This is a genomic window from Nonomuraea sp. NPDC049141 (assembly GCF_040648415.1).
GTDB lineage: Bacteria > Actinomycetota > Actinomycetes > Streptosporangiales > Streptosporangiaceae > Nonomuraea.
In genome coordinates this window covers 201,964-225,945 of sequence record NZ_JBEZDR010000007.1, presented here as the reverse complement: position 1 = coordinate 225,945, position 23,982 = coordinate 201,964, and the positions used below count along the sequence as shown (strand labels likewise).

Genomic DNA, 23,982 nt, shown 5'->3' with positions numbered 1-23,982 from the left:
ATCAGCCCTTTCGACTTCGACGAAGATGCAGATTCCCGGTGCCGTCGACGTTCCCGGACCAGCCGGGCGGGACGACCACGGTGGTGTCGTCCTGCTCGACGATCGCCGGGCCGGCGAACGCGTCGCCCACGCCGAGGGCCGCTCGCAGATGGACGTCGGCGGCGTGCCACGCGCCGGCGAGCAGGACCTGCCTGCGGCCGTGCGGGGCGGGGCTTCCGGTTCCCGGGGGTACGGTGGCGGACGGCAGCTCGGCCACCGGGCCGACGACGCCGAGCCTGGCGGTGCCCAGTTCGATGGGGGCGTGCTGGTCGCGGAAGCCGTAGAGGCGTTCGTGCTCGGCGTGGAACGCTTCGGAGATCGCCCCGACGTCGAGCCGGGCCGGGTCCAGGGCGACGCTGAGCTCGTACGCCTGTCCGGCGTAGCGCATGTCGGCCGAGTGGGACAGCCGCGCTCCAAAGCCGCGGCCGCTTCGGGCGGCGGCGTCCTCAGGCGCGGCGCCGTGCCCGGCCCGGCTGTCCCCGGTGTGGCCGTCTCCGGCTCCGTTGTTACCGGTGTGGCCGTCTCCGGCTCCGTTGTTACCGGTTCGGCCGTCTCCGGCTGAGCCGTCCCCAGTTTCGCCGTCTCTGGCTCGGTCGTCTTCGGTTCGGCCGGTCCCGGGGGCGGCGGCGAAGCCGGCGCCGGCGGCGGACTGTTCGGTGAGCCAGGCTTGGGCCTGGTCGGACAGGTCGGCGAGTACGCCGGACAGGCGGGCGGCGCTCGCCGGGTCGAGGCGGCGGCGCAGGCTGCGGGCGAAGTCGCGGCGCAGGTCGGCGCCCGCCGCGCCCAGGGCGCAGAAGGTGGCGGCCGTGGGCGGTACCACGATGTGGGTGATGCCGACCTCTTCGGCGAGCATCGCGGCGTGGGTCGGGCCCGCGCCGCCGAACGGCACGAGGGTGAACCGCCGGGGGTCGAGACCACACTGGGCCATGATCTTCTGGAGCTCGGTCGCCATGCCCGCTGTGGCCACCCGCAACGCCCCCGCAGCGGCCCGATGCGCCGCCTCGGCACCGCTGTCCTCCGCAGAATGCCCCGCGCCCGGCCCCGCGCCCGGTCCTTTGTCTGGCCCTGTGCCCAGCTTCGTGCTTGGCCGCAGCCCCGTCCCCGCGCCCAGACGGGAGCCGGGGTGCGCGCCCGGGTGAGTGTCCGGACGGGCCTGGACGTCGGGGTCGGGACGGGTGTGGAGGTGGGAGTCGGGGTCGGAGCCCAGTTCGGCGTCGGGGTGGGAGTGGGGGAGGGTCCCGGAGAGGCGGGTGGCGATGTCGGCGAGAGACTTGGCGGCGGCGTCGGCATCGAGCCGCATCCGGCCGCCGAGGAAGGTCGCCGGGTCGATCATTCCGGTGACCAGGTAACAGTCCGTCACCGCCGGCCGTTCCCCGCCCCGGCCGTACGCCACCGGTCCAGGATCGGCCCCGGCGCTCTCGGGCCCGACCTTCAGCACCCCCTGACCGTCCACCCAGACGACCGACCCGCCGCCCGCCCCGATCGCGCTCACCGCGACGACCGGCACGATCAGGGGCAGGCCGCCGACCGTGGTGTGGGTGGCCAGTTCGGGCGAGCCGTTGACCGTCACCGCGATGTCGCTGCTGGTGCCGCCCATGTCGAAGGTGACGATGGCGCCCATGCCGAGCCGCGCGGCCGCGGTCACCCCGGCGGCCGGTCCGGACAGCACCGTCTCGATGGGCCGTTCGGCGGCGGAGCGCAGGCTCATCGAGCCGCCGTTGGAGGCGCTGATGAAGATGGGCGCGGGCACGCCGAGCGCGCGCACCCTGCTCTCCAGGCGCCCGAAGTAGTCGCGCATCAGCGGCTGGATGTAGGCGTTGAGGCAGGCCACCAGCGCACGTTCGTACTCACGGACCTCGGGCCAGACGGTCGCGGAGGCCATCAGCGGCAGGTCCGGGAGCCGTTCCCGCAGGCCGGACGCGACGCCCTCCTCGAAAGCGGGGTCGGTGTAGCCGTGCAGGACCAGGACCGCCGCCGCGTCGGCGCCGGTGGCGCGCAGGCGGGCGGCGACGCGGTCCAGCTCCCCGGCGTCCGGCGCGGACACGGGTACGCCGCCGGGGCCCAGCCGGGCGGCGATCTCGACGATCCGGTCACGGGGGACGAGCGGCTCCTCCTTGCCCGCGTACAGGTCGAAGGAGGACGGCATGCGGCTGCGGCCGATCTCCAGGATGTCCCGGTAGCCCTCGGTCACGACCAGGGCGATCCGGGCGCCGCGCCGCTGGATGATGGCGTTCAGCCCGATCGTGGTGCCGTGCGTGATGCCGCCGATCTCCTCGGGCCGCAGGTCGGCCTGGGCGAGGATGGCCGCCAGCCCGTCGGCGACGGCTCTGGACGGGTCGGCGGGCGTGCTCGGCTCCTTGTGGTGCACCACCAGGCCGCGTTCCGGTACGGCGGCGACGAGGTCGGTGAACGTCCCCCCGACGTCGATGCCGATCCGCGCCATCATGGGGACAGCCGTAGTCACAAAGCCTCCGAAATACGAGCGAACCTATCGGCGATCACCATTACGACCACGCTCGCCGCCATGAGGAGCGTGGACACCGCGGCCATCGACGGGTCGAGCTGGTACTGCACGGCCGAGAAGATCCGCAGCGGCACCGTCGTGGTGTTCGCGCCGGCCACGAGGGCCGTCACGGCGACCTCGCCCAGCGACGTGACCGCGGCGAGGATCGCGCCCGCGAGGATGCCGGGCCGCAGCAGCGGCAGCGTCACGGTGAAGAAGACCCGGACCCGTCCCGCGCCCAGGCTGGTCGCGGCCCGTTCGAGTGCCGGGTCGAGCTGCGCCGCGCTGACCATGACCGCGCGCACCACGAAGGGCAGCGCGATCAGCGAATGCGCCAGCCACAGCCCGGTGACGCTGTTGATCAGGCCGACGCCGTGGAAGTAGTAGAGCAGCCCGAGCGCGGTGATGATCTCGGGGACCATCAGCGGCGACAGCGCCAGCCCCTGAAGCAGCCGCCGCCCCGGGAAGGTGCCCTGCGCCAGGCCGTACGCCGCGAGGGTGCCGATCACCACGGTCGTCGGCACGACCAGGAGCACCAGCACGCCGCTCAGCCGGAACGACACCTGCCAGTCGGGCGAGCCGAGCACCTCGGCGTACCAGCGGAGCGACAACCCGGACGGCGGGAAGGCCATCGAGGCGTCCCGGTTGAACGAGCTCACGACCAGCACCACCAGCGGCGCGATCAGGAACAGGAACACGGCCGTCGCGAACGCCCCGCTCAGCAGGCCCACGGCCCGGTCGTAGCCGAGTCTCCGCCGCCGCTCAGCCATGGAGCCGCCGTTCCCAGATCCGGAACGCGCCCGCGAGCAGCGTCGTGGACAGCAGGGTGAGAGCCAGCAGCGCGAAGCTCAGCGCGGCGGCGACCGGATAGTTGAACACGGTCTCCACCTGGTCGTAGACGCGGATGCCGGCCAGCGGCTGGGTGACCCCGCCGACCAGCAGCGGCGTGATGTAGATCCCCATGGCGAGGGCGAAGACGATGAGCGCGCCGGTGACCACGCCGGGCAGGCTGAGCGGCACCGTGACCCGCAGGAACGTCCGCACCGGCCCAGCGCCGAGCGTCTGGGAGGCACGGTGCAGGTTGTGGTCCAGCCCGCCGAGCGCGGTCGTGAGCGGGATGATCGCGAACGGCAGCAGCACGTGCGTGACCGCGATCACGACCGACGGGTAGCTGGTGAGCAGCCGGGCGGGCTGGTCCCGCAGCCCGGTGGCGACCAGCAGCCGGTTGACGATCCCGTTGCCGGACAGCAGCACCACCCATCCATAGGTGCGTACCACCACGCTGGTCAGCAGCGGCGAGATCACGATGACGAACAGCAGGGTACGCATCGCCCCGGCACTACGGCGGGCCAGGACGTAGGCGGCCGGGTATGCGAGCACGACGCACAGCGCGGCCACCAGGAGCGCGGTGGCCAGGGTCTCCAGCAGCGAGCCGTAGAAGTACGACTCGGTGAACACCCGCTTGTACTGGTTCAGGGTGAATCCGGGCAGCGCCGCGTTGTACGGGTCGACCGGGCTGAAGCTGAGCCTGAACAGCTCCACGAGCGGCACCAGGAACAGCGCCGCCAGGAAGACGACCAGCGGAGCCACGTACGCCAGACCGGCCCACCGTCTGGTGAGGGTCATCCGCCCGCTCCCGTGTCCAGGACGATCACGTCGGCCGGGTCCCAGTGGGCGACGACGGCCGAGCCGGCGCCCGGGGGGTCGGCGGAGTTCGCACCCGTGTCGGCGACCTGCACGGTCAGGGTGCGCCCGTTCGCCAGCCGCACCTCCACATGCCAGGCGTCGCCCGCGAAGGCGCGATAGCCGACGGTCCCGGCGACGCCCCGGCCGTCCGGGCCCTGGCCGTCCGTGGTCAGCCGGATGCGCTCGGGACGTATCGCGACCACCGCCCGGTCGCCCTGCCGGAGCCGCAGCGGGCCGGGGTCGAGCAGGATCCCGTCCACGTCGAGCCGGCCGTCGGCCACTGTGCCCTCCAGGACGTTGGCCGCGCCGATGAACTGCGCGACGAACCGGGTCGCCGGCCGCCGGTAGACCTCGTCGGGGGTGCCGAGCTGCTCGATCCGGCCGCCGTTCATGACGGCGACCCGGTCGGACAGGGCCAGCGCCTCCTCCTGGTCATGGGTGACGAAGACCATCGTGGTGCCGATGCGCCGCTGGATGGCCCGCAGCTCCACCCGCATCTCCGCGCGCAGCTTGGCGTCGAGATTGGAGAGCGGCTCGTCGAGGAGCAGCACGGCGGGCCGGATGGCGAGGGCGCGGGCGAGGGCCACCCGCTGCTGCTGCCCACCGGACAGTTGCCGGGGGCGGCGGTCCGCGTACCCCTCCAGGCCGACCAGGCGCAGGGCCTCACGGACCCGCTCATCCCGCTCGGCCCGGCCCAGCCGCCGGATCCGCAGCCCATACGCCACGTTGCCGGCCACGGTCATGTGCGGGAACAGCGCGTAGTTCTGGAAGACCATGCCGAGCCCACGCCGGTACGGCGGTCGGTCCGTCACGTCGGCGCCGTCGATCACGATCCGTCCGGCCGTCGGCTGCACGAAACCGGCGACGCAGTTGAGCAGGGTCGTCTTGCCGCAGCCGCTGGGCCCGAGTATGGAGAGGAACTCGCCTTTGCGGATCGACAGCGTCTCCAGGTCGAGCACGCGCGCGCCCTCGTACCCGGCGACCAGCCCCTCGATCTCGACGTGTCCGGCGCCTTCCTCGGGCAGGTCGATCAACCGAAGATCTGGTTCCACCGCTGCTGCCATTCGTTCAGCTTGGGAGTGGCCACCGCGTAGTCCACCCAGGTGAACTTGCGGAAGACCTCTGGACCGTGCTGCACGCGCTGGTCGAACTCCTTGCTGTAGGTGATCGTGTCGTTCCCGGCGGCGTACCAGGTGCCCTCGGCGAACGGCTTCTGGTTGGGCGCCGCCGTCAGGTAGTCGAGGAACTTGGTGGCCAGGTCGCTCTTCGTCGTGCCAGCGGCGATGAAGTACGAGGTCAGCGCCCCCACCGGCCCGGACTTGGGATAGGCGAAGCCGATCGGGGAGCCGGCCTGGGCCATGGCGAAGGCGCGGCCGTCCCAGAAGGGCATGATCCAGGCGTCGCCGTTCTCCATGACCGTGGCCGCGTTGCCGGCGTTGGCCGGGAACGACGACACGCAGCCCTTCAGCTTCGCGAGCTGGGCGAACGCCTTGTCCACCGCGGCCGGGTCGGACAGCTTGCCGCCCTGGGAGGTGACCAGGGCGGAGAAGAACTCCAGGCCCGGGTTGTAGGTCAGGGGCGGCAGCGCGACATGGCCGCAGTACTGCTTGTCGAAGATGTCCGACCAGTCGGCGGGCGGGCTCTTGATCTTGTCGGTCCGGTACATCAGCCCGGTCGAGCCCGTGGTCAGCGGCACCCCGTACTGCTTGGCGTCGTGGGCGGACTTCTCGGCGAGTACGGGGTCCAGCTCCTTCCAGTGCGCCAGCCGATCGGTCTGGAGCGGCTGGAGCAGGCCCGCGGCGGCGGCCGGGCGGGAGGCGTCGGGGGTGAAGGCGATGACGTCGAACGGCGGGTTCTTGCCGCCGGCCGCACGCAGCTTGGTGAGCCATTCGGCGTTCGCGCCGTAGACGAGGTTCACCTTGACACCGGTGTCGCGCTGGAACGGCTCGACGAACGACTTCTTGAACAGCTCGCCCCAGGCCCCCGCGAACGCGGTGACCGTGATCTCCTGTTTCGCCGCATTCGTCGAGCCGCCGCCGGTGTCCACTCCGCCGCACGCCGCGAGCCCCAGCACGATCGCCAGGCTCGCTGCCGCAAGGCGAGTTGTTCCGCCCCTCATCAATCCCTCTCTGTCTGAGCCGCCAGTCAGGCTCCAAGACAGAAACCGACTATACTAGTCGGAATGATGGGTTAATTTACTACCTGCCTAGTTTGGCCTGGCGCGCCCCATACCCCACTTATTGCGATGTATGACGGGGTCACCGACTGAGCCGGTGGGCGAGCCGGTCCAGCGACAGGTTGATGCCGATGAAGATGGCCGCGATGAGGATGGCCGCCGGGATGATGTTCGAGAAGTTGGCCGCGATCCCGTTCAGCCCCCGGTCCACCAGCTCGTCGTAACCCACGATCAGCCCGAGCGCCGAATCCTTCAGCAGCACCACGAACTGGCTGATCACGGCCGGCATCATGGCCCGGAACGCCTGCGGCAGCAGCACCAGCCGCATGACCTGCCCCTTGCGCAGCCCGATCGCGTGGGCCGCCTCCGCCTGGCCCCGGGGCAGGCTCAGCACCCCGGCCCGGATGATCTCGGCGATCACCGACCCGTTGTAGAAGGTCAGCCCGAACACCACGGCCGTGAAGGCCGAGACGTTCACCCCGATGAGAACGTAGGAGCCGAAGAACGCGAAGAAGATGAGCAGCAGCAGCGGCACGGCCCGGAAGAACTCGACCACGGCCGCCGCCGGCCACCGGATCCACCGGTGGTCCGAGAGGCGGGCCGTCGCGAAGACCAGCCCGAACAGGCCCGCCAGCACGACGCCCGCCAGCGCCGCGGCCAGCGTTCCGGCCAGTCCCGGCAGGATGAAGGTGGTCCACACCTCCGGCCGCAGGAACGGCGTCCACTTGGCGGCCGACCACTGCTCCTTGGCGTCGAACCGTACATAGATCACATAGGCCAGCGCCAGCAGCACCAGCGCGATGACCCCGGCCAGCACCCGGTTGCGGCGCGCGCCGCGCGGCCCCGGCGGCTCGTAGAGGTTGGCGTAGCTCACCGGGCCACCGCCAGCCGCCGCGACAGCCAGCCGAACAGCAGGCCCATGGGCAGGCACAGCAGCACGAACCCGGCCGCGAACCCGAGGAAGATCTGCATCACCTGATCCCCGTACGTCTCGATCATCTCCCGCATCCGCACCGACGCCTCGCTCACGCCCACCACGAGCGCGATCGTGGTGTTCTTGGTCAGCGCGATCAGGATGCTGCCCAGCGGCGCGACCACCGCGCGGAACGCCTGCGGCAGCGTGATCAGCCGCAGCGTCTGGAGGAAGCCGAGCCCGAGCGAGCGGGCGGCCTCGGCCTGGCCGACCGGCACCGTGTTGATGCCCGAGCGCAGCGCCTCGCAGACGAACGCCGAGGTGTAGGCGGTCAGGCCGAGGCAGGCCAGCCAGAAGTTGTTGGTCGCGATGTCGGACGAGAGCTCCACGCCCAGGTTCGCGCCGACGCCGAGGCCGATGAACAGCAGCACCAGCGTCAGCGGGGTGTTGCGGGCCACGGCCACGTAGACGGTGGCGGTACGGCGCAGGGTCGCCAGCGGCGCGACGCGCATGGCCGTCAGCAGCGTGCCGAGCACCAGCGAGCCGAGCGCGCTCACCGCCGTCAGCCGCACGGTCATCCAGAAGGCCGCGACGACGGTGTCCCACTCCAGGAGCAGCGCGTCCATGATCAGTACTGCTCCAGCTTCGGGGCCTCCGGGACGGTGAAGCCGGCTCCGCCGAAGCTGGTCTCCAGCGCCTTCTTCCAGCTACCGTCGGCGAACATCTTGGTCAGCGCCTCGTTGACGGCCTTGCGGCCCGCCGAGTCGTCCTTCTTGAGCCCGATGCCGTACTTCTCCGTGCTGAACGGCTTGCCGACCACCTTGAGCTTGCCGGTGTGCTGCGCGGCGTACCCGGCGAGGATCACGTTGTCCGTGGTGATCGCGTCGAGCTGCCCGCCGAGCACCCGGTCCACGCACGCGGAGTAGGTCCGCTCCTCCTGCAACTGCACCTCCTTGGCATAGCTGTCCTTGACCTTCTGCGCCGACGTCGACCCGGCGACCGAGCACAGCTTCTTGCCGTTCAGCGCGTCGGGCCCGGTCAGCGTCGCGTCGTCCGCCCTGACCAGCAGGTCCTGACCGGCCACGAAGTACGGCCCGGCGAAGGAGACCTTCTGCTTGCGCGCGTCGTTGATGGAGTACGTCGCCACCACCATGTCCACCTGGCCCTGCTGCAGGAACGCCTCCCGGTTGGCCGACACCGTCTCCTTGAACGTGATGTCCTTGGCCTCGACGCCCAGCGACTTGGCCACGTACTTGGCGATCTCGATGTCGAACCCGGAGAAGGTGCCGTCCGGCGTCCGCAGACCGAGCCCCGGCTGGTCGGCCTTCACCCCGATGACCAGCTTCTTGTCGTTCTTGGCCTTGTCCACGACCGAGTCGTAGCTCGCCTGGCCGCCGCCGCACGCGGTGGCGGTGGCGGTGAGGGCGACGACGGCGAACATCGCGTAAAGGGATCTTCCAAACATGACGCGTCCTTAGTGAGTGAGGATCTTGGCGAGGAACGACTTGGCGCGCTCACTGCGCGGGGTGCCGAAGAAGTCGTCGGGGGCGTTCTGCTCGACGATCTCGCCGTCGGCCATGAACACCACGCGGTCCGCGGCCCGGCGGGCGAAGCCCATCTCATGGGTGACGACGACCATGGTCATGCCCTCACGGGCGAGCGCCGTCATCACCTCCAGCACCTCGTTGACCATCTCCGGGTCGAGGGCCGAGGTGGGTTCGTCGAACAGGAGCACCTTCGGCTCCATGGCCAGCGCGCGGGCGATCGCGACGCGCTGCTGCTGGCCACCCGACAGCTGCGCGGGGAACTTCGCCGCCTGGCCGCCGATGCCGACGCGCTCCAGCAGCTCGTACGCCTTCTTCTCGGCGTCCGCCCTGCTCTTCTTCAGCACGTGGACCTGCCCGAGCACGACGTTCTCCAGGACCGTCTTGTGCGCGAACAGGTTGAACGACTGGAACACCATGCCGACCTCGGCCCGCAGTTTGGCCAGTTGCCGCCCCTCCTCGGGCAGCGGCGTGCCGTCGATCAGGATGGTGCCGGAGTCGATGGTCTCCAGCCGGTTGATCGCGCGGCACAGGGTGGACTTGCCGGCGCCCGACGGGCCGATGATCACCACGACCTCGCCCCGCCGTACGCTCAGCTCGACGTCCCTGAGTACGTGATGATCGCCATAGCGTTTGTTGACTTGGTCGAGGACGACCAGCCCCTGCTCGGACACGGGTAACGCTCCTTCCGTCCGCGTTGGCGCAACGTTAGGAACGGCATGTGTCACGCAGAGGGTTGTGCGCGTTCTGCTCAGTGATCGGCGGGCCGGTTAGCGATTGACCGGCGGCTTGGCCTGCGTGGCGGTCGCGCCGGACAGGCCGATGGTGTCCCTGAAGGCCCGATCCCACTGCCCGTCGCGCAGATAGCGCCCGATCAGGCCGCTGAGGTAGTCGCGGAAGGCGACGTCCTCCTTGCGGACGCCGATGCCGTACGGTTCGCGGCCGAACGGCCTGCCGACCAGCCGGAGCGCGCCCGGGCGCCGTTTCACCAGGCCGAGCAGGATCGTGTCGTCGGTGCTGATCGCGTCGATGCGCCCGGCCGTGAGCGCGGGCACGCATTCGCTGGAGTTGTCGACGATCACCAGTCGGGCGCCGGGCACGCGTTCGCGCAGCCGGTCCAGGGAGGTGGAGCCGGTGGTCGTGCACACCGCCCGGCCGTCGAGGTCCGCCACGCCATCGATGCGCTTGTCCCCGGCCCTGACCAGCACGTCCTGCCCGGCATAGTAATAGGGGTCGGTGAAGCCGACGATCCGGCTCCTGGCCGGCGTGATGGAGTACGTCGCGACGACGATGTCCACCACCCCCTGCCGCAGGAAGTCCTCGCGCTGCACCGGCAGGGTCTCGACGAACCGGACGTTGCGCTCGCTGCCGGTCAGGTCCTTGGCGACCAGTCTGGCCATCTCCGCGTCGAACCCGGTGATCCGCCCGCTGTCCGGGTCCTTGAACCCGAACAGCGGATAGTCGAACTTGATCCCCACCGTGAGCATGCCGCTCCGCTGGACGCGGGCCATCGTGGAGTTCTCGGGGAACGCGGGCTCCCCGGAGGAGCCGCAGGCCGCCAGTGCCAGGCAGGCGAGTACGGCGAGCAGCGCACGGACCGGCTTCACCGCACCCAGTACCGGTGCTGCGGGCGGCCCGTCGGCCCGTACCTCAGCCGGGCCTCGACCTGCCCCCGCTCGACCAGGTGCTCCAGATAGCGGCGGGCAGTCGCCCTGCTGACCCCGATGGCCTCGGCCAGCTCGTACGCCGACAGATCGTCCTCGACCGCGGCCAGCCCGTCGAGCACCGCCTGCTCGGTCGCCGCCGAGATGCTCTTCGCCCGGGGAGAGGCGTCCAGATGCAGCGAGCGGAAGATCCGGTCGATCTCCTGCTGCTCGACGAACCTGCCGTCCGAGCCGAGCTGCTCGACCGTCGCCGCGTACCGCAGCAGCGTCTGCTCCAGAATCCCGGCCCTGGTCGGCTTGACCAGGTAGTACAGGGCGCCGCGCTGCATGGCCGCGCGCACCGCGGCCGACTCCTTGTGGCCGGAGATCACGATCACGTCGGTGGGCGGCTGGTCCGGGCGCCGCAGCCGGTGCGCGACCTCAAGCCCGGGCAGGTCGGGCAGGTGGAGGTCGAGCAGCACCAGCCGCGGCGCGAACCGGTGGGCGGCGGCGAGCGCCACCTGGCCGGTGTGCGCGATCCCCACCACCTTGAACCCGGAGACGCGGTTCACCTGGGCGTGCAGCGCGGCGGTCACGACCGGGTCGTCGTCCACGATGAGAACGGTGATGTCCGCCGCTCCAGGCATCGCCACACTCCTAGCTCGACTGTGATCGACGCGGGCATCTTAGGGACGTTGTGTTACAACAAATCGCATTCTGCTCCTTTTGCTCAGCGCGGGGCTTCGCGCGACGCTCTCGCCTCCTACTGTGTACGCGAGCCGCAGGGGGAGGTGACGCTGGTGAGAGACCGTGGATGGCTCCTGGCAGTGACGGCACTGTGGATTCTGCTCGGCCTGCTCCCGCTGGCGCTGCTGACGTCGTCCAGCATCACGCTGTCGGCGGACGCCGTCGGTGACGAGGTCGGCGACCGGGTGCGGACCACCGCCTCGGTCAGCCGGGTCGTGGTGGAGCAGCAGCTGGGCTCGCTCAAGCAGCTCGTCAGCGCGTTCGCTCAGCAGCCCGCGGTACGCGCCGCGGTGACCTCCGGGAAGCCGGCGAGCCGCGACACCATGATCGAGTTCCGCGAGGAGCTGGCCAGGATGCGCGCCGGAGTCGGCGGCGTGATCGTGATCGGGCCGCGCGGCGACATCGCCGGCGCCGAGCCGACGAGCGTGCTGCCCCAGGACGTGAGCAGTACCGACTGGTACGTCTCCGTCCGCGACCGCCCGCAGCCGTACGTCTCCCAGGCCTACACGCCCACGATGCGCGGCGTGTCCAGGGCCGTAGCGGCGGCCGCGGCGATCCCGAGCGCCGACGGCAAGAGCGTGCTGGGCGTCCTGGCCGTCGTCTACAGCCTGGACGCCATCCAGGACTTCGCGTCTCAGGCCGCCGAGGCGCAGGGAATCCGGTTGCTGATCACCGACCAGTCAGGGGTGCTCGTCGCCGACCCCGGCCGGAAGCTCTACGCCCTCACCTCCCTGCGCGAGGACCCCAGAGTGGACGCGGCACTGGCCGGCCGTACCCTCTTCACCACCCACCAGGGCCCCGACGGCAAGGTGCTGTCGGCCTCGGAGCCCATCCCCGACGTCGGCTGGACGGTCACCGCCGAGGTGCCCGCCGACACGGCGCTCGCCTCGGCCGAGCAGCTCCGGGTACGGGTGCTGTCGATCGCCGCCGTCCTGGCGCTGCTGATCCTCATCGGGCTGGGCCTGCAGATCCACACCACGCGCGGCCGGCGCCGGGCGCAGCGGACACTCGCCCGGTACGCGGCCGAGCTGGCCGCCGCCCGGGACGAGGCGGTGAGCGCGTCCGGCGCCAAGTCCGAGTTCCTCGCCAAGATCAGCCATGAGATCCGCACCCCGATCAACGGCGTGCTCGGCATGAACTCCCTGCTGCTGGAGACCCGGCTCGACGGCGAGCAGCGCCACTACGCGAGCACGGCCCAGGAGTCCGCGCGGAGCCTGCTCCGGCTGCTCGACGACTTCCTCGACCTGTCGAAGATCGAGGCGGGGCATCTGCAGGTGGAGTCGGTGCCGTTCGACCTGCCCCGGCTCTGCGACGAGGTGGTGGCCCCGTTCGCGCCGCACGCCTACCAGCAGGGACTCTGGCTCACCTCGCGGCTCGGCGACAGCCTGCCCCAACAGGTGATCGGCGATCCGGTACGGCTCGGGCAGGTGCTCACCAACGTCGTCGGCAACGCGCTGAAGTTCACCGTCCAGGGCGGCGTCGACCTGGAGGTGACCCTCGACGAAGGCGGTCCCGGCGATGACCGGGTCACGCTGCGGTTCACGGTGACCGACACCGGTGTGGGCGTCGGGCAGGGCGACCTTGAACGGGTCTTCGGCATCTTCCGCCAGGTCGACTCCCCGATCACCCGGCGGACCGGCGGCAGCGGTCTCGGCCTGGCCATCAGCAGGCAGCTCACCGAGCTGATGGGCGGCGAGATCGGGCTGGACAGCGTCGAGGGGGTGGGCAGCCGGTTCTGGGTCACGCTGCCGGTGGACGTGCTGACCTGGTCGGCCCCGGCCGCGCCCGAGCTGCGCGGCCGGCGGGTCCTCGTCGCCGACACCCGGCCGGAAGACCTCGCGCTCGCCGCCCGCATCCTGGACGACGCCGGGCTCGTGGTGTCGACGGCATCCGACGGCCCGACCGCGCTGACCGCCCTGCGCACCGCCGCCGCAGCGGGCCGCCCGTTCGACCTGACGGTGATCGACCTCGACCTCTGCGCCACGAATGCCGACTCCACGCTGGTCGACGGGGTGGCGGCCGATGGGGTACGGGCCAACGGGGTGGCGACCGACGGGGGGCGGGTCGGCGGGGTGCCGGCCGACGAGGTGCCGACCAATGGGGTGGCGGCCGACAACGTGCCGACCAACGGGGTGGCGGCCGACGAACTGCCGACCGGCGGGGTGCTGACCGATCCGCTGCTTCGTGACGCCAGCGTCGTCGTGCTCGTCACGCCGGGGCGGCCGGGGCGCGCCTGGCCGATCTCGGTGGCCGAGCGGACCGTGCAGTCGATGACCCGGCCGCTCAGCCGCCGCCGCTTGCTCGCCGCCGTGGAGAACGCACTGGCCCCCACACCGGGCGCGACGCTGGTCCCCGGGTCGGCCCACACGCAGGTGCTGGGGTCGGCCCGTGCGCTGGACCCTGCGCAGGGCGCCGCGCTGGGTCCTGCGTCGGCCCTTGCGCTGGCCCCCGCGCAGGCCGCCGGGCTGCCCTCCGCGCAGAGCGCCGGGCTGGCCCCCGCGTCGGACCTCGCGCCAGGGCCCGCGATCGTTTCGGTCGAGGCGCCGGGTGTGGCGTCGGTCCGGATCCTGGTGGCCGAGGACGACGAGGTGAGTCGTCAGGTGGCCGTGCTCGTGCTGCGGAAGGCGGGCCATCACGTCGACTCCGTCGCCGACGGGAGGCAGGCCGTGGCGGCGGTGCTCTCCGGCGGGTACGACCTGGTCTTCATGGACTGCCAGCTGCCGGTGCTCGACGGCCTGGCCGCGACCGCCGAGATCAGGCGGCGCGAGGAGCCGCGTACGCCGATCATCGCGATGACCGCGGCGGCGATGCCGGACGACCGGCTCCGATGCCTGGAGGCAGGCATGGACGACCACCTCGCCAAGCCCGTGGACTGGCAGTACGTCCTGACCCAGGTGCCGCTCTGGGCCGCCGCGCCAGAGCTCCCGCCGGAGCTGGCGGGGCTGTCGCGGGCGGAGGTCGCGGCGATCGCCGAAGCGTTCCGCTCGACGGCCATGGGGGTCTATGACGAGCTCCTCCAGGCCGTACACGAGGAAGACCTGGCCCGAGCCGCCTCGCTCGCGCACCGGTTGAGGGGCAGCTGTGCGACCGTCGGGCTCACCGACGCGGCCGAGGTGTGCGAGCGGGTCGAGGCATCGGCCGTGCGCGGCGTCGCCGAACACGAATTGGTGGATCGGCTGGGCAGTTTATTGCGCGCACAAATTAACCGCGGCGACGGATTTATTAACGTGTGAGTAATTTTACATCACTAAGGTGCTTATGTCCGTAAATTAACGTGTTTGTAATGGGGGAGCGTAAATGGCGGATCCAACCGAGGAGCCCAGTCCCACGGGCACTCCCAGCCCCACCGCGTCGGACACCCCAACACCCACGCCTACGGACACCGCTACGCCAACACCCACGCCTACGGACACCGCTACGCCAACACCCACTCCGACGGACACGCCGACGCCGACCCCAACCCCGTCGGACACGGCGACCCCGACTCCCACGCCAACTCCGTCGGACACCCCCACGCCAACTCCGTCGGACACCCCCACGCCTACTCCGCCGAGCACCCCCACGCCGTCGAGCCCGACGTCAAGCACCCCTCCGTACACGCCGATCCCCACACCGAGACCCTCCCCGACGTACACCCCGACCCCCACCCCAACGCCAACCCCGACCCACCGGCCGGGCGCTTCGGACCGGGTGCAGATCGACTGGGCGTCCATTCGCGAGCTCGCCGGACTCTTCGACAAACTGGGCGACGACGTCGTCGAGCGCCGCCTGAACTCCTGGAAGCTGGGAGACACCTCCGCCCTTGTCGGCGGCGACGACGAGGGCCGCGATTTCGCCGAGTGGTACCACGCCGGCTACACCGCCCTGACCCATCACATGGACGCCATCGCCGAAAAGAACTTCACGACAGCCGGCAACCTCCGCGATTTCCGGAAACTCTGGCATTACCTGGAGCAGGACATCATCGCGACCCTGCCCGCGGCCCTGGACCTTCCCGACGCCCCGATTCCCGTGACCCCACCGGCCAGGGAAGGTGCCTGATGTTCGATCCGTTCCAGGCGCTCGCCTATTTCGCCCAGGTACACGTGCCGGTGGCGGACGTGTCCAACCTGCGGGCCCGCGCGACGGAGCTGCGTGAGTTCGCCAAGGCGATCGGCACGCTCGCGCAGCACACGGCGAGCGGAGTCGCCGCCGTGCGCGAGACGAACGACAGCCGCTCGGTCGACCGTTTCGCGGACGTGTGGCCCGACCAGCTCGCCCCCCGCTACGCCGCCATGGTGGCGGCGCTGAACGAGATGGCCGACGGCTGCGACGACTACGCCGAGGCGGTGGAGGAACACCGCGACCAGCTCATGATCATCGGAACCCAGCTCGCCGCCATGGCGTTCACCATGATGTTCGGCTATCTCTACCCGGGGGCCAGGATCGCGGCCGAGGGGGTGTTCAAGTGGCTCGTGGCGCGGGCCAGACTGGAGAAGACGATCTTCCAGAAGTTGATGAAGACCGTCCTGGCCGCGAAGGTGGGCAAGTTCAACGTGGGCACGTACGCGGTGCGCGAGGGGCTCGACGCCGTGGCCGACTCGGTCGTGTGGGCCACGGTGAAGACCGGCGTGCACGCGGCGAGCTCCGCCGCCACCGGCCAGCCGATGGGCAACCTGTGGGAGTACGCGGGCAAGCACTTCGTCGCCGAGCTGGCCTATGACGGCGGCATCAAGGCCCTGCGCGACGTACGCAAGTTCATCCCGGCCACCAGGTTCACCGAGACCATGCTCGGCACCGGTCCGATGGGCAATTTCTTCCGGCGGACCACGTCGGCGGCCACTCTCTACGCCCTGGTCGCCAATGGGGAGATGTCCGTCCAGGGGTCGCTCCGATCCGCCATGGCGCACGCCCCCCGGGCGTTCATCCTCCACCGATAAGGAGCCGGCATGACCATACCCACGAGCGGCGATCCGGAGATCGACCGGGCGCTGGCACAGCTCGCCGCGCAGACGGCGCAGCTAGAGGAGGTGGGGCGCCGTCTGGAGTCGGCCAGGGGGCGCGGCGTGGCGGCGGACGGGCAGGTGACGGTCGAGGTCCTGCCGAGCGGGGGGCTGGCGAGCGTGCGCATCGCGCCGCGCGCGATGCGGCTGGGCTCCGAGGCGCTGTCCGACGCGCTCATGGAGGCGGCCCGGCAGGCCGAGGAAGACGTGAGCGCCCAGACCTTCGCCGCCACCCAGACGATCTTCGACAACCCCGGCCGCTGATCTCCCGTGGGTCAGGGGCGCCCTGGTGGGGCGGCGATCGGGCTGTAGTGGAGGCCCGCCAGCCGGCGCCGATCCCCGTCCCTGACCGTGATCTGCGTGACGCGGAAGCGCCCGTCGGCCGACGTGCCCTGGTATGAGGCCCGCTGCGTCAGCACGCCGATCGCCACGGCCGTGTCGCCGTATTCCCGCACGGTGATGTCCGTCCAGCTCATCTCGTGCATGACCAGGGCGCCCTCGCGGAAGCGCGACACCCACTGGTCCTTGACGAGGATGAAGCCGAGCGGCCCCACGAGCGTGAAGTCGGAGACGGCGAGCGCGTCCAGGGCTTCGGCGTCGCCGCTGAGCTCCGCCTCCATCCACTGCCTGCCGAGTTCGTCGAGCTGCTGGTCGATGGTCATGATCAGGCCTCCTGCCTCTCCATGGGTTCGCCCTGGCGGTACATACGCGGCGGCTTGCTGCCCGCCGCCTGCCCACCGTCGATGGGCAGTGTCACTCCGGTGATGAACGACGACTGGTCGGAACAGAGCCACACGACGGCCGCGGCCACCTCGTCGGACCGGCCGATGCGCCGCATGGGCGTCGACAGCCCCGCCAGGCGCTGCGCCTCCGCGCCCGCCGCCTCCAGATGGTGGGTGAGGATCGGCCCGGGGGCGACCACGTTGACGCGGATGCCCTGGTCGGCGTAGTCGAGCGCGGCCACCTTCGTCAACCCGATGATCCCGGCCTTGCCCGCCACGTACGCGGACAGGCCGGAGTGGCCCTGGATCCCGGCGAGCGAGGCCATGTTGACGATCGAGCCGCCGCCGGAGGCGAGCATGGCCGGAATCTGGTACTTCATGCCGAGGAAGGTGCCGCGCACGTTCGTCCGGATGCCCCGGTCGAACTCGTCCGGATCGATGTCGGCCAGCGGCGCGGGCATCGGCCCGTCGGTGGCGTTGTTGAAGGCCGCGTCCAGCCGGCCGAAGGTGTCCAGCGCCTGCCGCACGAACCACTCGTTCGACGCCACGTCGCCGACATCGAGGGGTACGCCGAGCGCCTGCCCGCCGTCGAAGCGTATGTCCGCGGCGACCTGCTCCACTGCCTGCTTGTCACGGGCGCCGAGCACCACGGCGGCGCCCGCCCGGGCCAGAGCGTGAGCCGTGACGGCGCCGATGCCGCGGCTGGCTCCCGCCACGACCGCGACCTTGCCACTGAGCGAAGAGTTCGGTTTCATGCCTTCGACGATAGATATCGAAGCATTAGATGTCAAACGATTAGATGCCACTGCTAAAGTGGGCGGCATGACGTCACCCTTTCGGGCACCGATCGGCCTGCGGCTCACCAACACCGCCAGGGCGGCGAGCCGAGCCTTCGACGACGCGCTCGCCGCCGTCGGCGGGTCGGCGCCGATCTGGCAGATCCTCATCTCGATCAAGTCCCGGCAACTGGGCAACCAGCGCGAGCTAGCCGAGGCGGTGGGCATCCAGGGGGCGACGCTGACCCACCACCTCAACGCGATGGAGAGCGGCGGGTTGCTGACCCGCCGCCGGGACCCCGCCAACCGGCGCGTCCACGTAGTGGAGCTGACCGAGGAAGGGGAGCAGCTGTTCCACCGGTTGCGCGAGGTGGCGATCGCCTTCGACGCGCGCCTGCGGGCCGGGCTCAGCGAGGAGCAGATCACCGCGTTCGAGCAGGTCCTGACCCGGCTGGCGGAGAACGTCCGCGACTGAGGGCCAGGGCGCGGCTCACACGTGACCATCCGTTTCACCGGCGCCTGACGGGGGAGAGTGCCCCCGCTGCGGCGTCATTTCGGCGCTTGGGGAGGATGGGGTGCATGAATACGCGACTTATCGGCCAGACCCCTGTAGGCGCCATCGGGCTCGGCGCCATGCCCATGTCCGTACACGGGCACATGCCCGACGAAGCACAGTCGATCAGGACCATTCACGCGGCGCTCGACGCCGGAGTCACCCTCATCGACACGGCCGACGCCTACACGCCGTCGTCCGACCAGGTGGGTCACAACGAGCGGATCGTGGCCAAGGCCCTGGCGAGCTGGACCGGCGACACCAGCGGGGTGCTCGTGGCCACCAAGGGCGGCCACACCCGCACGGTGGACGGCGGCTGGCAGGTCAACGGCCGGCCCGACTACCTGGCCGAGGCGTGCGACCGCTCATTGAAGGCGCTGGGGGTGGAGGCGATCGGGCTCTATCAGCACCACCGGCCCGACCCCGCCGTGCCGTACGAGGAGACGATCGGCGGCCTGCGCGACCTGCTCGACGCCGGGAAGATCGTGATGGCGGGCATCTCCAACGCGAACCCGGAGCAGATCAGGCTCGCCCACGAGATCCTCGGCGGGCGGCTGGCCAGTGTGCAGAACCAGTACTCGCCGCGGTTCCGTTCCAGTGAGCCGGAGATCGACGTGTGCGAGGAGCTGGGGCTGGCGTTCCTGCCGTGGTCGCCGCTGGGCGGCATCAGCTCGGCGTCGGAGCTCGGCGGGCAGCACGCGGCGTTCGCCAGGGTGGCGGCGGAGCGGGGCGTGACGCCGCAACAGGTCTGCCTCGCCTGGGAGCTGGCGCGCAGCCCGGTGGTGATCCCCATCCCCGGCGCCAGCAGGCCGGAGACCATCGTGGACTCGGCCGCCGCGGCCGACCTCGTCCTCACCGCCGACGAGCTGGCCGCTCTCGCCTGACCACCGCTTTCAGCCGTCGGACGCGCCCCGTAGTTCGGCCAGGGTCTCGTCGGCCCAGGCGAGACCCGCATGGCCCTGGGTGAGACCCAGGCGGAGCGCGTACCGGCCGAAACCCGGGGTGTCCTTGGGCTTGCACTCCAGGACGGTCAGCCGCTCCGCGAACCGCGCCCTGATCCGCTCGACCACCGCGATCGCCGACTCCCGGTCGAGCAGCGGGAGCAGGAACGCCTGGAGCGCCACCTCGCTGCGCGTCGCGGAGCTCGGCTCGCGCTCGACCAGCCAGGAGCGGAGCTGACTCGCGCCCTCAGGCGTGATCGCATAGAGCTTCCGCCCGCGTGCCCCCTCAGACTCGACCGCCACCAGTCCGTCGGCGGCCATCTTCACCAGCTCCGGGTAGATCTGCGTGTGCCCGGCCTGCCAGACGTGATTGAGCGACCGCTCGAATGATTTCGCCAGGTCGTAACCGCTGGCCGGCCCCGTGGCGTCGAGGAGCCCGAGCAGTGCGATCCGTAGGGACATGTACCTGAGCATAGCGAAGTCTTGACATGTCAGTTCTTACATGTCAATCTCCACGCGTGAATACTGACACGAAGCGCGGAGGCGATGGCCTCCTGTTGGTCGCCGTGCTCGGCGGCATGTTCCTGGCGATGCTCGACCAGACGATCGTCGGCACTGCCCTGCCCCGGATCACCGCGGAGCTGGGCGGCACCGATCTCTACACCTGGGTGGTCACGGCGTACCTGCTGACCTCGACCGTGACCGTGCCCCTCTATGGAAGGCTGTCGGACCAGCACGGCAGGAAGCCGCTGCTGCTCACCGGCATGTCCGTGTTCCTCGTGGGGTCCGCGCTGTGCGGGGTGGCCCAGGACATGACCCAGCTCATCCTGTTCCGCGCGCTGCAGGGCCTGGGCGCGGGCGCGCTGTTGCCGCTGTCGATCGCCCTGGTGATCGAACTGTTCCCGCCGGACAAGGGCGGGGCCCGGGTGCAGGGGGCGATGGGCGGGGTGATGGCGCTCAGCTACCTCGCCGGGCCTTTCCTGGGCGGGCTCTTCACCGACCACGCGAGCTGGCGCTGGGCCTTCTATGTGAACGTGCCGATCGGCCTGGTGCTGATCGGGATCATCGTGCTGCGCCTGCCGCGACAGCCGGGGCACGGCGGCGGGCGGCCGGACTACCTGGGCATCGGGGTGTTCACGGTGGCCATCAGCGCGCTGCTCATCGGCCTGACCGAGAAGGGGCTCGACGCCCACACCTGGACCAGCGTGCCGGTGGTCGGGCCGATCGTGCTGGCTCTGGCGTTGCTGGTGGTGTTCGTGGTGGTGGAGAGGCGGGCCGAGGCGCCCATCATGCCGTTGCACCTGTTCCGCAACCGTACGTACACGCTGGTCAACGTGACGTCGTTCTTCACCGCCTTCTGCATGTTCGCCGGAGTGGTGTTCCTGCCGCGTTACTTCCAGGAGGCGCTCGGCGCCACCGCGACCGAGTCGGGGCTGCGGATCTACCCGCTGACCCTGGCCATGGTGGTGGGCAGCGTCGTCATGGGCGCGCTGATGAGCCGCACGCGCGTCTACAAGCCGTGGCTGGTGGCGGCGCCGTTTCTGCTGGCGGTGGGCGCGCTGCTGTGCTCTGGTCTGACGCTGGACACGCCGCCCTGGGTGCTCGTCGGGTGGATGGCGCTGATCGGCCTCGGCATGGGCCCGATGCTCTCCGGCCTGACGGTGGCCGTGCAGTCCTCGGTGCCGCCCCAGTACATCGGCACGGCCTCGGCCAACCTGACCTTCTTCCGCCAGATCGGCGGCTCGGTCGCGCTGGCGCTCGCCGGCACCGCGTACACTTCCGAGATCACCACAGAGGCGCCGCTGCACGGGCTGGCCGCCGCGCACGCCTCGGCCGCGGCCCTGGTCATTCCCTCGCTGGGCGTCGCGGGCGCCCTCATAGCGCTGGTCGCCCTGATCGCCATGCCCGGCGCGCGCATCGACCGGCAAGCTCCACAGCCCAAGGTCGAGGCTGGTTTCGCGTCCTGAGCGACGCCATGGGAAGCTGTCCTTGTCCCCAACACCAGGAGGTCCTCATGGCGGAAACACCGGAGCCGGAAGTCGACGAAACTCCCGAGGACGAGATGAAGCGCAAGTTCCGCGAGGCGCTGGAGCGCAAGCGCGGACAGCACGCCGACTCGAGCGCGGGTGGCAGGGGCAACGACCCTTCCAAGATTCACGGCGCTCACGGGCCCGCCGCCAGTAAGCGTTCTTTCAGGCGGAAGAGCGGCGGCTGACAAGGGCTTTTCGAGGGGTACGGCATGCCGTACCCCTCTTTTTTCTTGACCTCCTAGGTAGATCTTCGCCCGATTCATGGGCTTATGTTTGCCTTTGTCCGATTATCTCCATATAGTCCATGACAGTTACCAGCCGGTGACCAGGCGCTTCAGCAGAGAGGCGCCGACCGGCAGGCGCCGAATCCCGCTCAGGCGAGAACCGGGGAACCACCGTTCCTTAGGGGTGAATCCGACCACAGTCGGTCGGTAGGGCATCTCCACGCCCGAACCCGTCAGCTAACCCGGTAGGCGAGATGGAGAGGACACCTACCGCATGCGTTACCTTCCTGCCGTGCCGCCCGTCCGCGTGTTGTCATCCGCCCACGACTGACCGGCACCTTCCCCCAAGCTCTTCCCGCGCTCCGCGTAGCGACCGTTAGGCACTCCGCCCGGCTACGCCTTTCTGCTGCGAGCGCTCTCTCCCCCTGTACCCGTATAAAGGACTTTGCTGCTCCATGTCTGTTCGCTCTGCCATGCTCACTGCCGCCCTCGTCGGCGCTCTGTCCATCGGAGCCGCCACCGCCGCACACGCCGACTCCGGCACTGACAAGAAGGTCCTGCTCAAGGGTTCGACCACGGCGTCCTACTTCTGGGACGACTCCTCCGGTCGCGCCGGGGACACCGGACTGCCGGCCAGCGGCAAGCCCATGCAGAAGCGTCTCGCCGCCAGCCCGAGCTGGCCGCTCATGACAGAGGGCTACGTTGTCTACAAGGGCAAGAAGATGCCCTTCTTCGTCGGTGACCGCGGCCCGGGCGTGCCGTCCTCCAGCGGTGTCATGCTCGACCTCGACGCCAAGACCTTCGCCGACCTGACCGGCGGCCGCTTCAACTCCAGCACGCTGGGTGTGGACGGCAACGGCGGCAAGGGCCACATCAAGGTCGACTACATCATCACCAAGTGGGGCAACGGCCCGGGCAAGAAGAACTACCCGGTCGCCTTCTCCACCGGTGCCTACGCCCGCGTGGACCACAACCCCGCCAAGCCCCCGAAGATCGTCACGGCTCAGAAGACGACCCCCAAGCAGGCTCCGGGCGCCAACGTGCCCGCGGTGCCGGTGGCCGACAAGAGCGTCGCTCTCGACGGCGCCGTGGTGGGGGCCGGGCTGGCGATCGTCGGCGGCGGCGTGATGGTCGGTCGTAAGCTCCTCCTCCAGCGCTGACGGCCTGTCGGTCTTTGCTTCGCGGGAAACAGAATGTCATTCTGATCCCGTGACCAAGCATGCAGTCGCCAACGGCATCCAGATCGCCTACGAGACCTTCGGCTCGTCCGACGGACGTCCCCTGCTCCTCATCATGGGGCTCGGCGCCCAGCTCATCCACTGGGACGACGAGCTCTGCGAGCTCCTGGCGGAGCAGGGCCATCACGTCGTCAGGTTCGACAACCGTGACGCCGGACTCTCCACGCACCTGCACGACGAGGGCGTTCCCGCATTGGGGACGTCCTCGTCGTATTTGCTGGACGACATGGCCGACGACGCCGCCGGGCTGATGGACGCCCTCGGCTGGACCGCGGCCCATGTGGTGGGCGCCTCGATGGGCGGGATGATCGCCCAGACGCTCGCCATCCGGCACCCCGAACGCGTGCTGACCCTCACCTCGATCATGTCGACCCCCGGCCCGGACGTGGCCCCGCCCACGCCGGAGGCCAGCGCGGTGCTGCTCGCACCGCCCGCGGCCGATCGGGCGGGCGTCCTCGCCCAGGCCCTGGCGACCTGGTCCGTGATCGGCTCGCCCGGCTTCGACCTGGACCGGGAGCGCATCGTCCGGATGTCCGGCCAGGCGTACGACCGGAGCTTCGACCCGCCGGGCACGACCCGTCAACTGGCCGCGATCCTGGCCTCCGGTGACCGTACGGAACAGCTCGGCACAGTGGGCGTGCCCACCCTGGTCATCCACGGCGAGGCCGACCGGCTCGTCCCGGTCGCCGGCGGCCTGGCCACGGCGGCGGCGATCCCGGGCGCCAGGCTGCTGACGTTCCCCGGCATGGGCCACGATCTGCCGAAACCGCTCTGGCCGGAGATCGTCGACGCCATCACCAAGCTCACCACCGGCTGACCTGCCGCAGAGCGCTGGAGGACGGTGGCTCGCGTTCGCCGCGCCCGTACGCGAGCCACCGGGTCTGTCAGACCTCCAGCTTCTCCTCGATGCCGCGTAGCTGGTGCCTGGCCATCGCCAGGTTGGCCCGCCCCCGGTCCATGGCGAGATAGAGGAACAGCCCCTTGCCGCCCCGTCCGGTGATCGGCCGGATGATGTGGTACTGGCCGCTGAGCGTGATCAGGATGTCCTCGATGGATTCCTTGAGCCCCAGCGAGTCCATCGTGCGCAGCTTGGCCTTGACCACTTCCGTGTTACCCGCCGCGGCGACCTGGAGATCCAGGTCCTTCGAACCGCCGAGCGCGCCCAGCGCCATGCCGCTGCCGTGGTCGACGATCGCCGCTCCGATCGAGCCGTCGATCGTCATCATCTCCTTGAGAGAGACGTCCATGCTGGCCATGCCTTCCTC

At 70.3% G+C, this 23,982-nt stretch carries 25 protein-coding genes and 1 riboswitch; of the genes, 10 read left to right on the top strand and 15 right to left on the bottom strand.

Features of this window, described 5'->3' with window-relative positions; all coding sequences use genetic code 11:
- Position 1: 1 nt before the first annotated feature.
- The 11 genes from AB0B91_RS22610 to AB0B91_RS22560 all read right to left on the bottom strand — a co-directional run bounded on the left by AB0B91_RS22610 (position 2) and on the right by AB0B91_RS22560 (position 11,151).
- Positions 2–2,503 (bottom strand): hydantoinase/oxoprolinase family protein, encoded by a 2,502-nt coding sequence (locus AB0B91_RS22610; RefSeq protein ID WP_358322712.1) that lies wholly within the window; start codon positions 2,501–2,503, stop codon positions 2–4.
- The gene (locus AB0B91_RS22605) at positions 2,500–3,312 is read right to left on the bottom strand and encodes an ABC transporter permease (RefSeq protein ID WP_358322709.1); all 813 of its coding nucleotides are present in this window, start codon (positions 3,310–3,312) and stop codon (positions 2,500–2,502) included. Before AB0B91_RS22605 ends, AB0B91_RS22610 begins: the two co-directional genes overlap by 4 nt.
- Positions 3,305–4,168 carry an ABC transporter permease gene (locus AB0B91_RS22600; protein WP_358322706.1) on the bottom strand — a complete coding sequence of 288 codons (864 nt, stop codon included), beginning with the start codon at positions 4,166–4,168 and terminating at the stop codon, positions 3,305–3,307. Before AB0B91_RS22600 ends, AB0B91_RS22605 begins: the two co-directional genes overlap by 8 nt.
- Entirely contained in the window at positions 4,165–5,280 is a 1,116-nt protein-coding gene (locus AB0B91_RS22595) for an ABC transporter ATP-binding protein (RefSeq protein WP_358322704.1), read from the bottom strand. Before AB0B91_RS22595 ends, AB0B91_RS22600 begins: the two co-directional genes overlap by 4 nt.
- Complete coding sequence (locus AB0B91_RS22590; RefSeq protein ID WP_358322701.1) at positions 5,259–6,302, bottom strand: extracellular solute-binding protein; 1,044 nt, start codon at positions 6,300–6,302, stop codon at positions 5,259–5,261. The genes AB0B91_RS22595 and AB0B91_RS22590 overlap by 22 nt, the downstream gene beginning before the upstream one ends.
- A gap of 184 nt (positions 6,303–6,486) precedes the next feature.
- Positions 6,487–7,278, bottom strand: a complete 792-nt coding sequence (locus tag AB0B91_RS22585) for an ABC transporter permease subunit (RefSeq protein WP_358322698.1) — start codon at positions 7,276–7,278, stop codon at positions 6,487–6,489.
- Positions 7,275–7,943 (bottom strand): amino acid ABC transporter permease, encoded by a 669-nt coding sequence (locus tag AB0B91_RS22580; protein ID WP_358322695.1) that lies wholly within the window; start codon positions 7,941–7,943, stop codon positions 7,275–7,277. The genes AB0B91_RS22585 and AB0B91_RS22580 overlap by 4 nt, the downstream gene beginning before the upstream one ends.
- Before the next feature lie 2 nt (positions 7,944–7,945).
- Positions 7,946–8,782, bottom strand: a complete 837-nt coding sequence (locus AB0B91_RS22575) for a glutamate ABC transporter substrate-binding protein (RefSeq protein WP_358322693.1) — start codon at positions 8,780–8,782, stop codon at positions 7,946–7,948.
- Between the two features lie 9 nt (positions 8,783–8,791).
- Positions 8,792–9,535, bottom strand: coding sequence for an amino acid ABC transporter ATP-binding protein (locus AB0B91_RS22570; protein ID WP_358322691.1), 744 nt, complete (start codon positions 9,533–9,535; stop codon positions 8,792–8,794).
- A gap of 96 nt (positions 9,536–9,631) precedes the next feature.
- Positions 9,632–10,468, bottom strand: a complete 837-nt coding sequence (locus AB0B91_RS22565) for a glutamate ABC transporter substrate-binding protein (protein ID WP_358322688.1) — start codon at positions 10,466–10,468, stop codon at positions 9,632–9,634.
- Positions 10,465–11,151, bottom strand: coding sequence for a response regulator (locus AB0B91_RS22560; protein WP_358322686.1), 687 nt, complete (start codon positions 11,149–11,151; stop codon positions 10,465–10,467). Before AB0B91_RS22560 ends, AB0B91_RS22565 begins: the two co-directional genes overlap by 4 nt.
- A gap of 153 nt (positions 11,152–11,304) precedes the next feature.
- Here AB0B91_RS22560 and AB0B91_RS22555 point away from each other — a divergent pair, with 153 nt between their 5' ends.
- The 4 genes from AB0B91_RS22555 to AB0B91_RS22540 all read left to right on the top strand — a co-directional run bounded on the left by AB0B91_RS22555 (position 11,305) and on the right by AB0B91_RS22540 (position 16,497).
- Positions 11,305–14,484 (top strand): response regulator, encoded by a 3,180-nt coding sequence (locus AB0B91_RS22555; protein ID WP_358322685.1) that lies wholly within the window; start codon positions 11,305–11,307, stop codon positions 14,482–14,484.
- A gap of 457 nt (positions 14,485–14,941) precedes the next feature.
- A complete protein-coding gene (locus tag AB0B91_RS22550) occupies positions 14,942–15,292 on the top strand; it encodes a hypothetical protein (RefSeq protein ID WP_358322682.1) in 351 nt (116 codons plus the stop codon).
- Positions 15,292–16,170, top strand: a complete 879-nt coding sequence (locus tag AB0B91_RS22545; protein ID WP_358322679.1) for a hypothetical protein — start codon at positions 15,292–15,294, stop codon at positions 16,168–16,170. The genes AB0B91_RS22550 and AB0B91_RS22545 overlap by 1 nt, the downstream gene beginning before the upstream one ends.
- Positions 16,171–16,179: 9 nt before the next feature.
- Positions 16,180–16,497: a YbaB/EbfC family nucleoid-associated protein gene (locus AB0B91_RS22540; protein ID WP_358322676.1), complete on the top strand. Its 318-nt coding sequence runs from the start codon at positions 16,180–16,182 to the stop codon at positions 16,495–16,497.
- Positions 16,498–16,508: 11 nt separating this feature from the next.
- Here the strand turns inward: AB0B91_RS22540 and AB0B91_RS22535 are convergent, their stop codons facing one another.
- A complete protein-coding gene (locus tag AB0B91_RS22535; protein WP_358322673.1) occupies positions 16,509–16,895 on the bottom strand; it encodes a nuclear transport factor 2 family protein in 387 nt (128 codons plus the stop codon).
- 2 nt (positions 16,896–16,897) lie between these two features.
- Positions 16,898–17,710 carry a glucose 1-dehydrogenase gene (locus AB0B91_RS22530; protein ID WP_358322671.1) on the bottom strand — a complete coding sequence of 271 codons (813 nt, stop codon included), beginning with the start codon at positions 17,708–17,710 and terminating at the stop codon, positions 16,898–16,900.
- Between the two features lie 67 nt (positions 17,711–17,777).
- Between AB0B91_RS22530 and AB0B91_RS22525 the strand changes: the two genes are divergently transcribed.
- Positions 17,778–18,206, top strand: coding sequence for a MarR family winged helix-turn-helix transcriptional regulator (locus AB0B91_RS22525; RefSeq protein ID WP_358322668.1), 429 nt, complete (start codon positions 17,778–17,780; stop codon positions 18,204–18,206).
- Positions 18,207–18,310: 104 nt separating this feature from the next.
- Positions 18,311–19,168, top strand: coding sequence for an aldo/keto reductase (locus tag AB0B91_RS22520; protein ID WP_358322665.1), 858 nt, complete (start codon positions 18,311–18,313; stop codon positions 19,166–19,168).
- A gap of 9 nt (positions 19,169–19,177) precedes the next feature.
- On the opposite strand, the gene AB0B91_RS22515 is transcribed toward AB0B91_RS22520, so the two are convergent.
- On the bottom strand, positions 19,178–19,687 hold the full coding sequence (locus AB0B91_RS22515; RefSeq protein WP_358322662.1) for a PadR family transcriptional regulator: 510 nt from the start codon (positions 19,685–19,687) through the stop codon (positions 19,178–19,180).
- A gap of 56 nt (positions 19,688–19,743) precedes the next feature.
- On the opposite strand from AB0B91_RS22515, the gene AB0B91_RS22510 reads away from it, so the two are divergent.
- The 4 genes from AB0B91_RS22510 (at position 19,744) to AB0B91_RS22495 (ending at position 23,534) form a co-directional block, all read left to right on the top strand.
- On the top strand, positions 19,744–21,192 hold the full coding sequence (locus tag AB0B91_RS22510) for an MDR family MFS transporter (protein ID WP_358322660.1): 1,449 nt from the start codon (positions 19,744–19,746) through the stop codon (positions 21,190–21,192).
- 47 nt (positions 21,193–21,239) lie between these two features.
- The gene (locus tag AB0B91_RS22505) at positions 21,240–21,440 is read left to right on the top strand and encodes a DUF5302 domain-containing protein (protein WP_214637144.1); all 201 of its coding nucleotides are present in this window, start codon (positions 21,240–21,242) and stop codon (positions 21,438–21,440) included.
- Between the two features lie 165 nt (positions 21,441–21,605).
- A riboswitch (cyclic di-AMP (ydaO/yuaA leader) is annotated at positions 21,606–21,746 on the top strand.
- Positions 21,747–21,934: 188 nt separating this feature from the next.
- Positions 21,935–22,639, top strand: a complete 705-nt coding sequence (locus tag AB0B91_RS22500; RefSeq protein WP_358322657.1) for a hypothetical protein — start codon at positions 21,935–21,937, stop codon at positions 22,637–22,639.
- Positions 22,640–22,688: 49 nt separating this feature from the next.
- The gene (locus AB0B91_RS22495) at positions 22,689–23,534 is read left to right on the top strand and encodes an alpha/beta hydrolase (RefSeq protein ID WP_358322654.1); all 846 of its coding nucleotides are present in this window, start codon (positions 22,689–22,691) and stop codon (positions 23,532–23,534) included.
- 67 nt (positions 23,535–23,601) lie between these two features.
- Here AB0B91_RS22495 and AB0B91_RS22490 read toward each other — a convergent pair whose 3' ends face one another.
- Positions 23,602–23,973 carry a hypothetical protein gene (locus AB0B91_RS22490; RefSeq protein ID WP_358322651.1) on the bottom strand — a complete coding sequence of 124 codons (372 nt, stop codon included), beginning with the start codon at positions 23,971–23,973 and terminating at the stop codon, positions 23,602–23,604.
- Between the last annotated feature and the right edge of the window lie 9 nt (positions 23,974–23,982).

Excerpts from the sequence above, each read along its gene's own strand:
- AB0B91_RS22535 (WP_358322673.1), bottom strand. The coding sequence starts at position 16,895 with ATGACCATCGACCAGCAGCTCGACGAACTCGGCAGGCAGTGGATGGAG.
- AB0B91_RS22605 (WP_358322709.1), bottom strand. The coding sequence starts at position 3,312 with ATGGCTGAGCGGCGGCGGAGACTCGGCTACGACCGGGCCGTGGGCCTG.
- AB0B91_RS22545 (WP_358322679.1), top strand. The coding sequence starts at position 15,292 with ATGTTCGATCCGTTCCAGGCGCTCGCCTATTTCGCCCAGGTACACGTG.
- AB0B91_RS22505 (WP_214637144.1), top strand. The coding sequence starts at position 21,240 with ATGGCGGAAACACCGGAGCCGGAAGTCGACGAAACTCCCGAGGACGAG.
- AB0B91_RS22525 (WP_358322668.1), top strand. The coding sequence starts at position 17,778 with ATGACGTCACCCTTTCGGGCACCGATCGGCCTGCGGCTCACCAACACC.
- AB0B91_RS22490 (WP_358322651.1), bottom strand. The coding sequence starts at position 23,973 with ATGGCCAGCATGGACGTCTCTCTCAAGGAGATGATGACGATCGACGGC.
- AB0B91_RS22500 (WP_358322657.1), top strand. The coding sequence starts at position 21,935 with ATGTCTGTTCGCTCTGCCATGCTCACTGCCGCCCTCGTCGGCGCTCTG.
- AB0B91_RS22580 (WP_358322695.1), bottom strand. The coding sequence starts at position 7,943 with ATGGACGCGCTGCTCCTGGAGTGGGACACCGTCGTCGCGGCCTTCTGG.
- AB0B91_RS22530 (WP_358322671.1), bottom strand. The coding sequence starts at position 17,710 with ATGAAACCGAACTCTTCGCTCAGTGGCAAGGTCGCGGTCGTGGCGGGA.
- AB0B91_RS22560 (WP_358322686.1), bottom strand. The coding sequence starts at position 11,151 with ATGCCTGGAGCGGCGGACATCACCGTTCTCATCGTGGACGACGACCCG.
- AB0B91_RS22600 (WP_358322706.1), bottom strand. The coding sequence starts at position 4,168 with ATGACCCTCACCAGACGGTGGGCCGGTCTGGCGTACGTGGCTCCGCTG.
- AB0B91_RS22575 (WP_358322693.1), bottom strand. The coding sequence starts at position 8,782 with ATGTTTGGAAGATCCCTTTACGCGATGTTCGCCGTCGTCGCCCTCACC.
- AB0B91_RS22515 (WP_358322662.1), bottom strand. The coding sequence starts at position 19,687 with ATGTCCCTACGGATCGCACTGCTCGGGCTCCTCGACGCCACGGGGCCG.
- AB0B91_RS22540 (WP_358322676.1), top strand. The coding sequence starts at position 16,180 with ATGACCATACCCACGAGCGGCGATCCGGAGATCGACCGGGCGCTGGCA.
- AB0B91_RS22520 (WP_358322665.1), top strand. The coding sequence starts at position 18,311 with ATGAATACGCGACTTATCGGCCAGACCCCTGTAGGCGCCATCGGGCTC.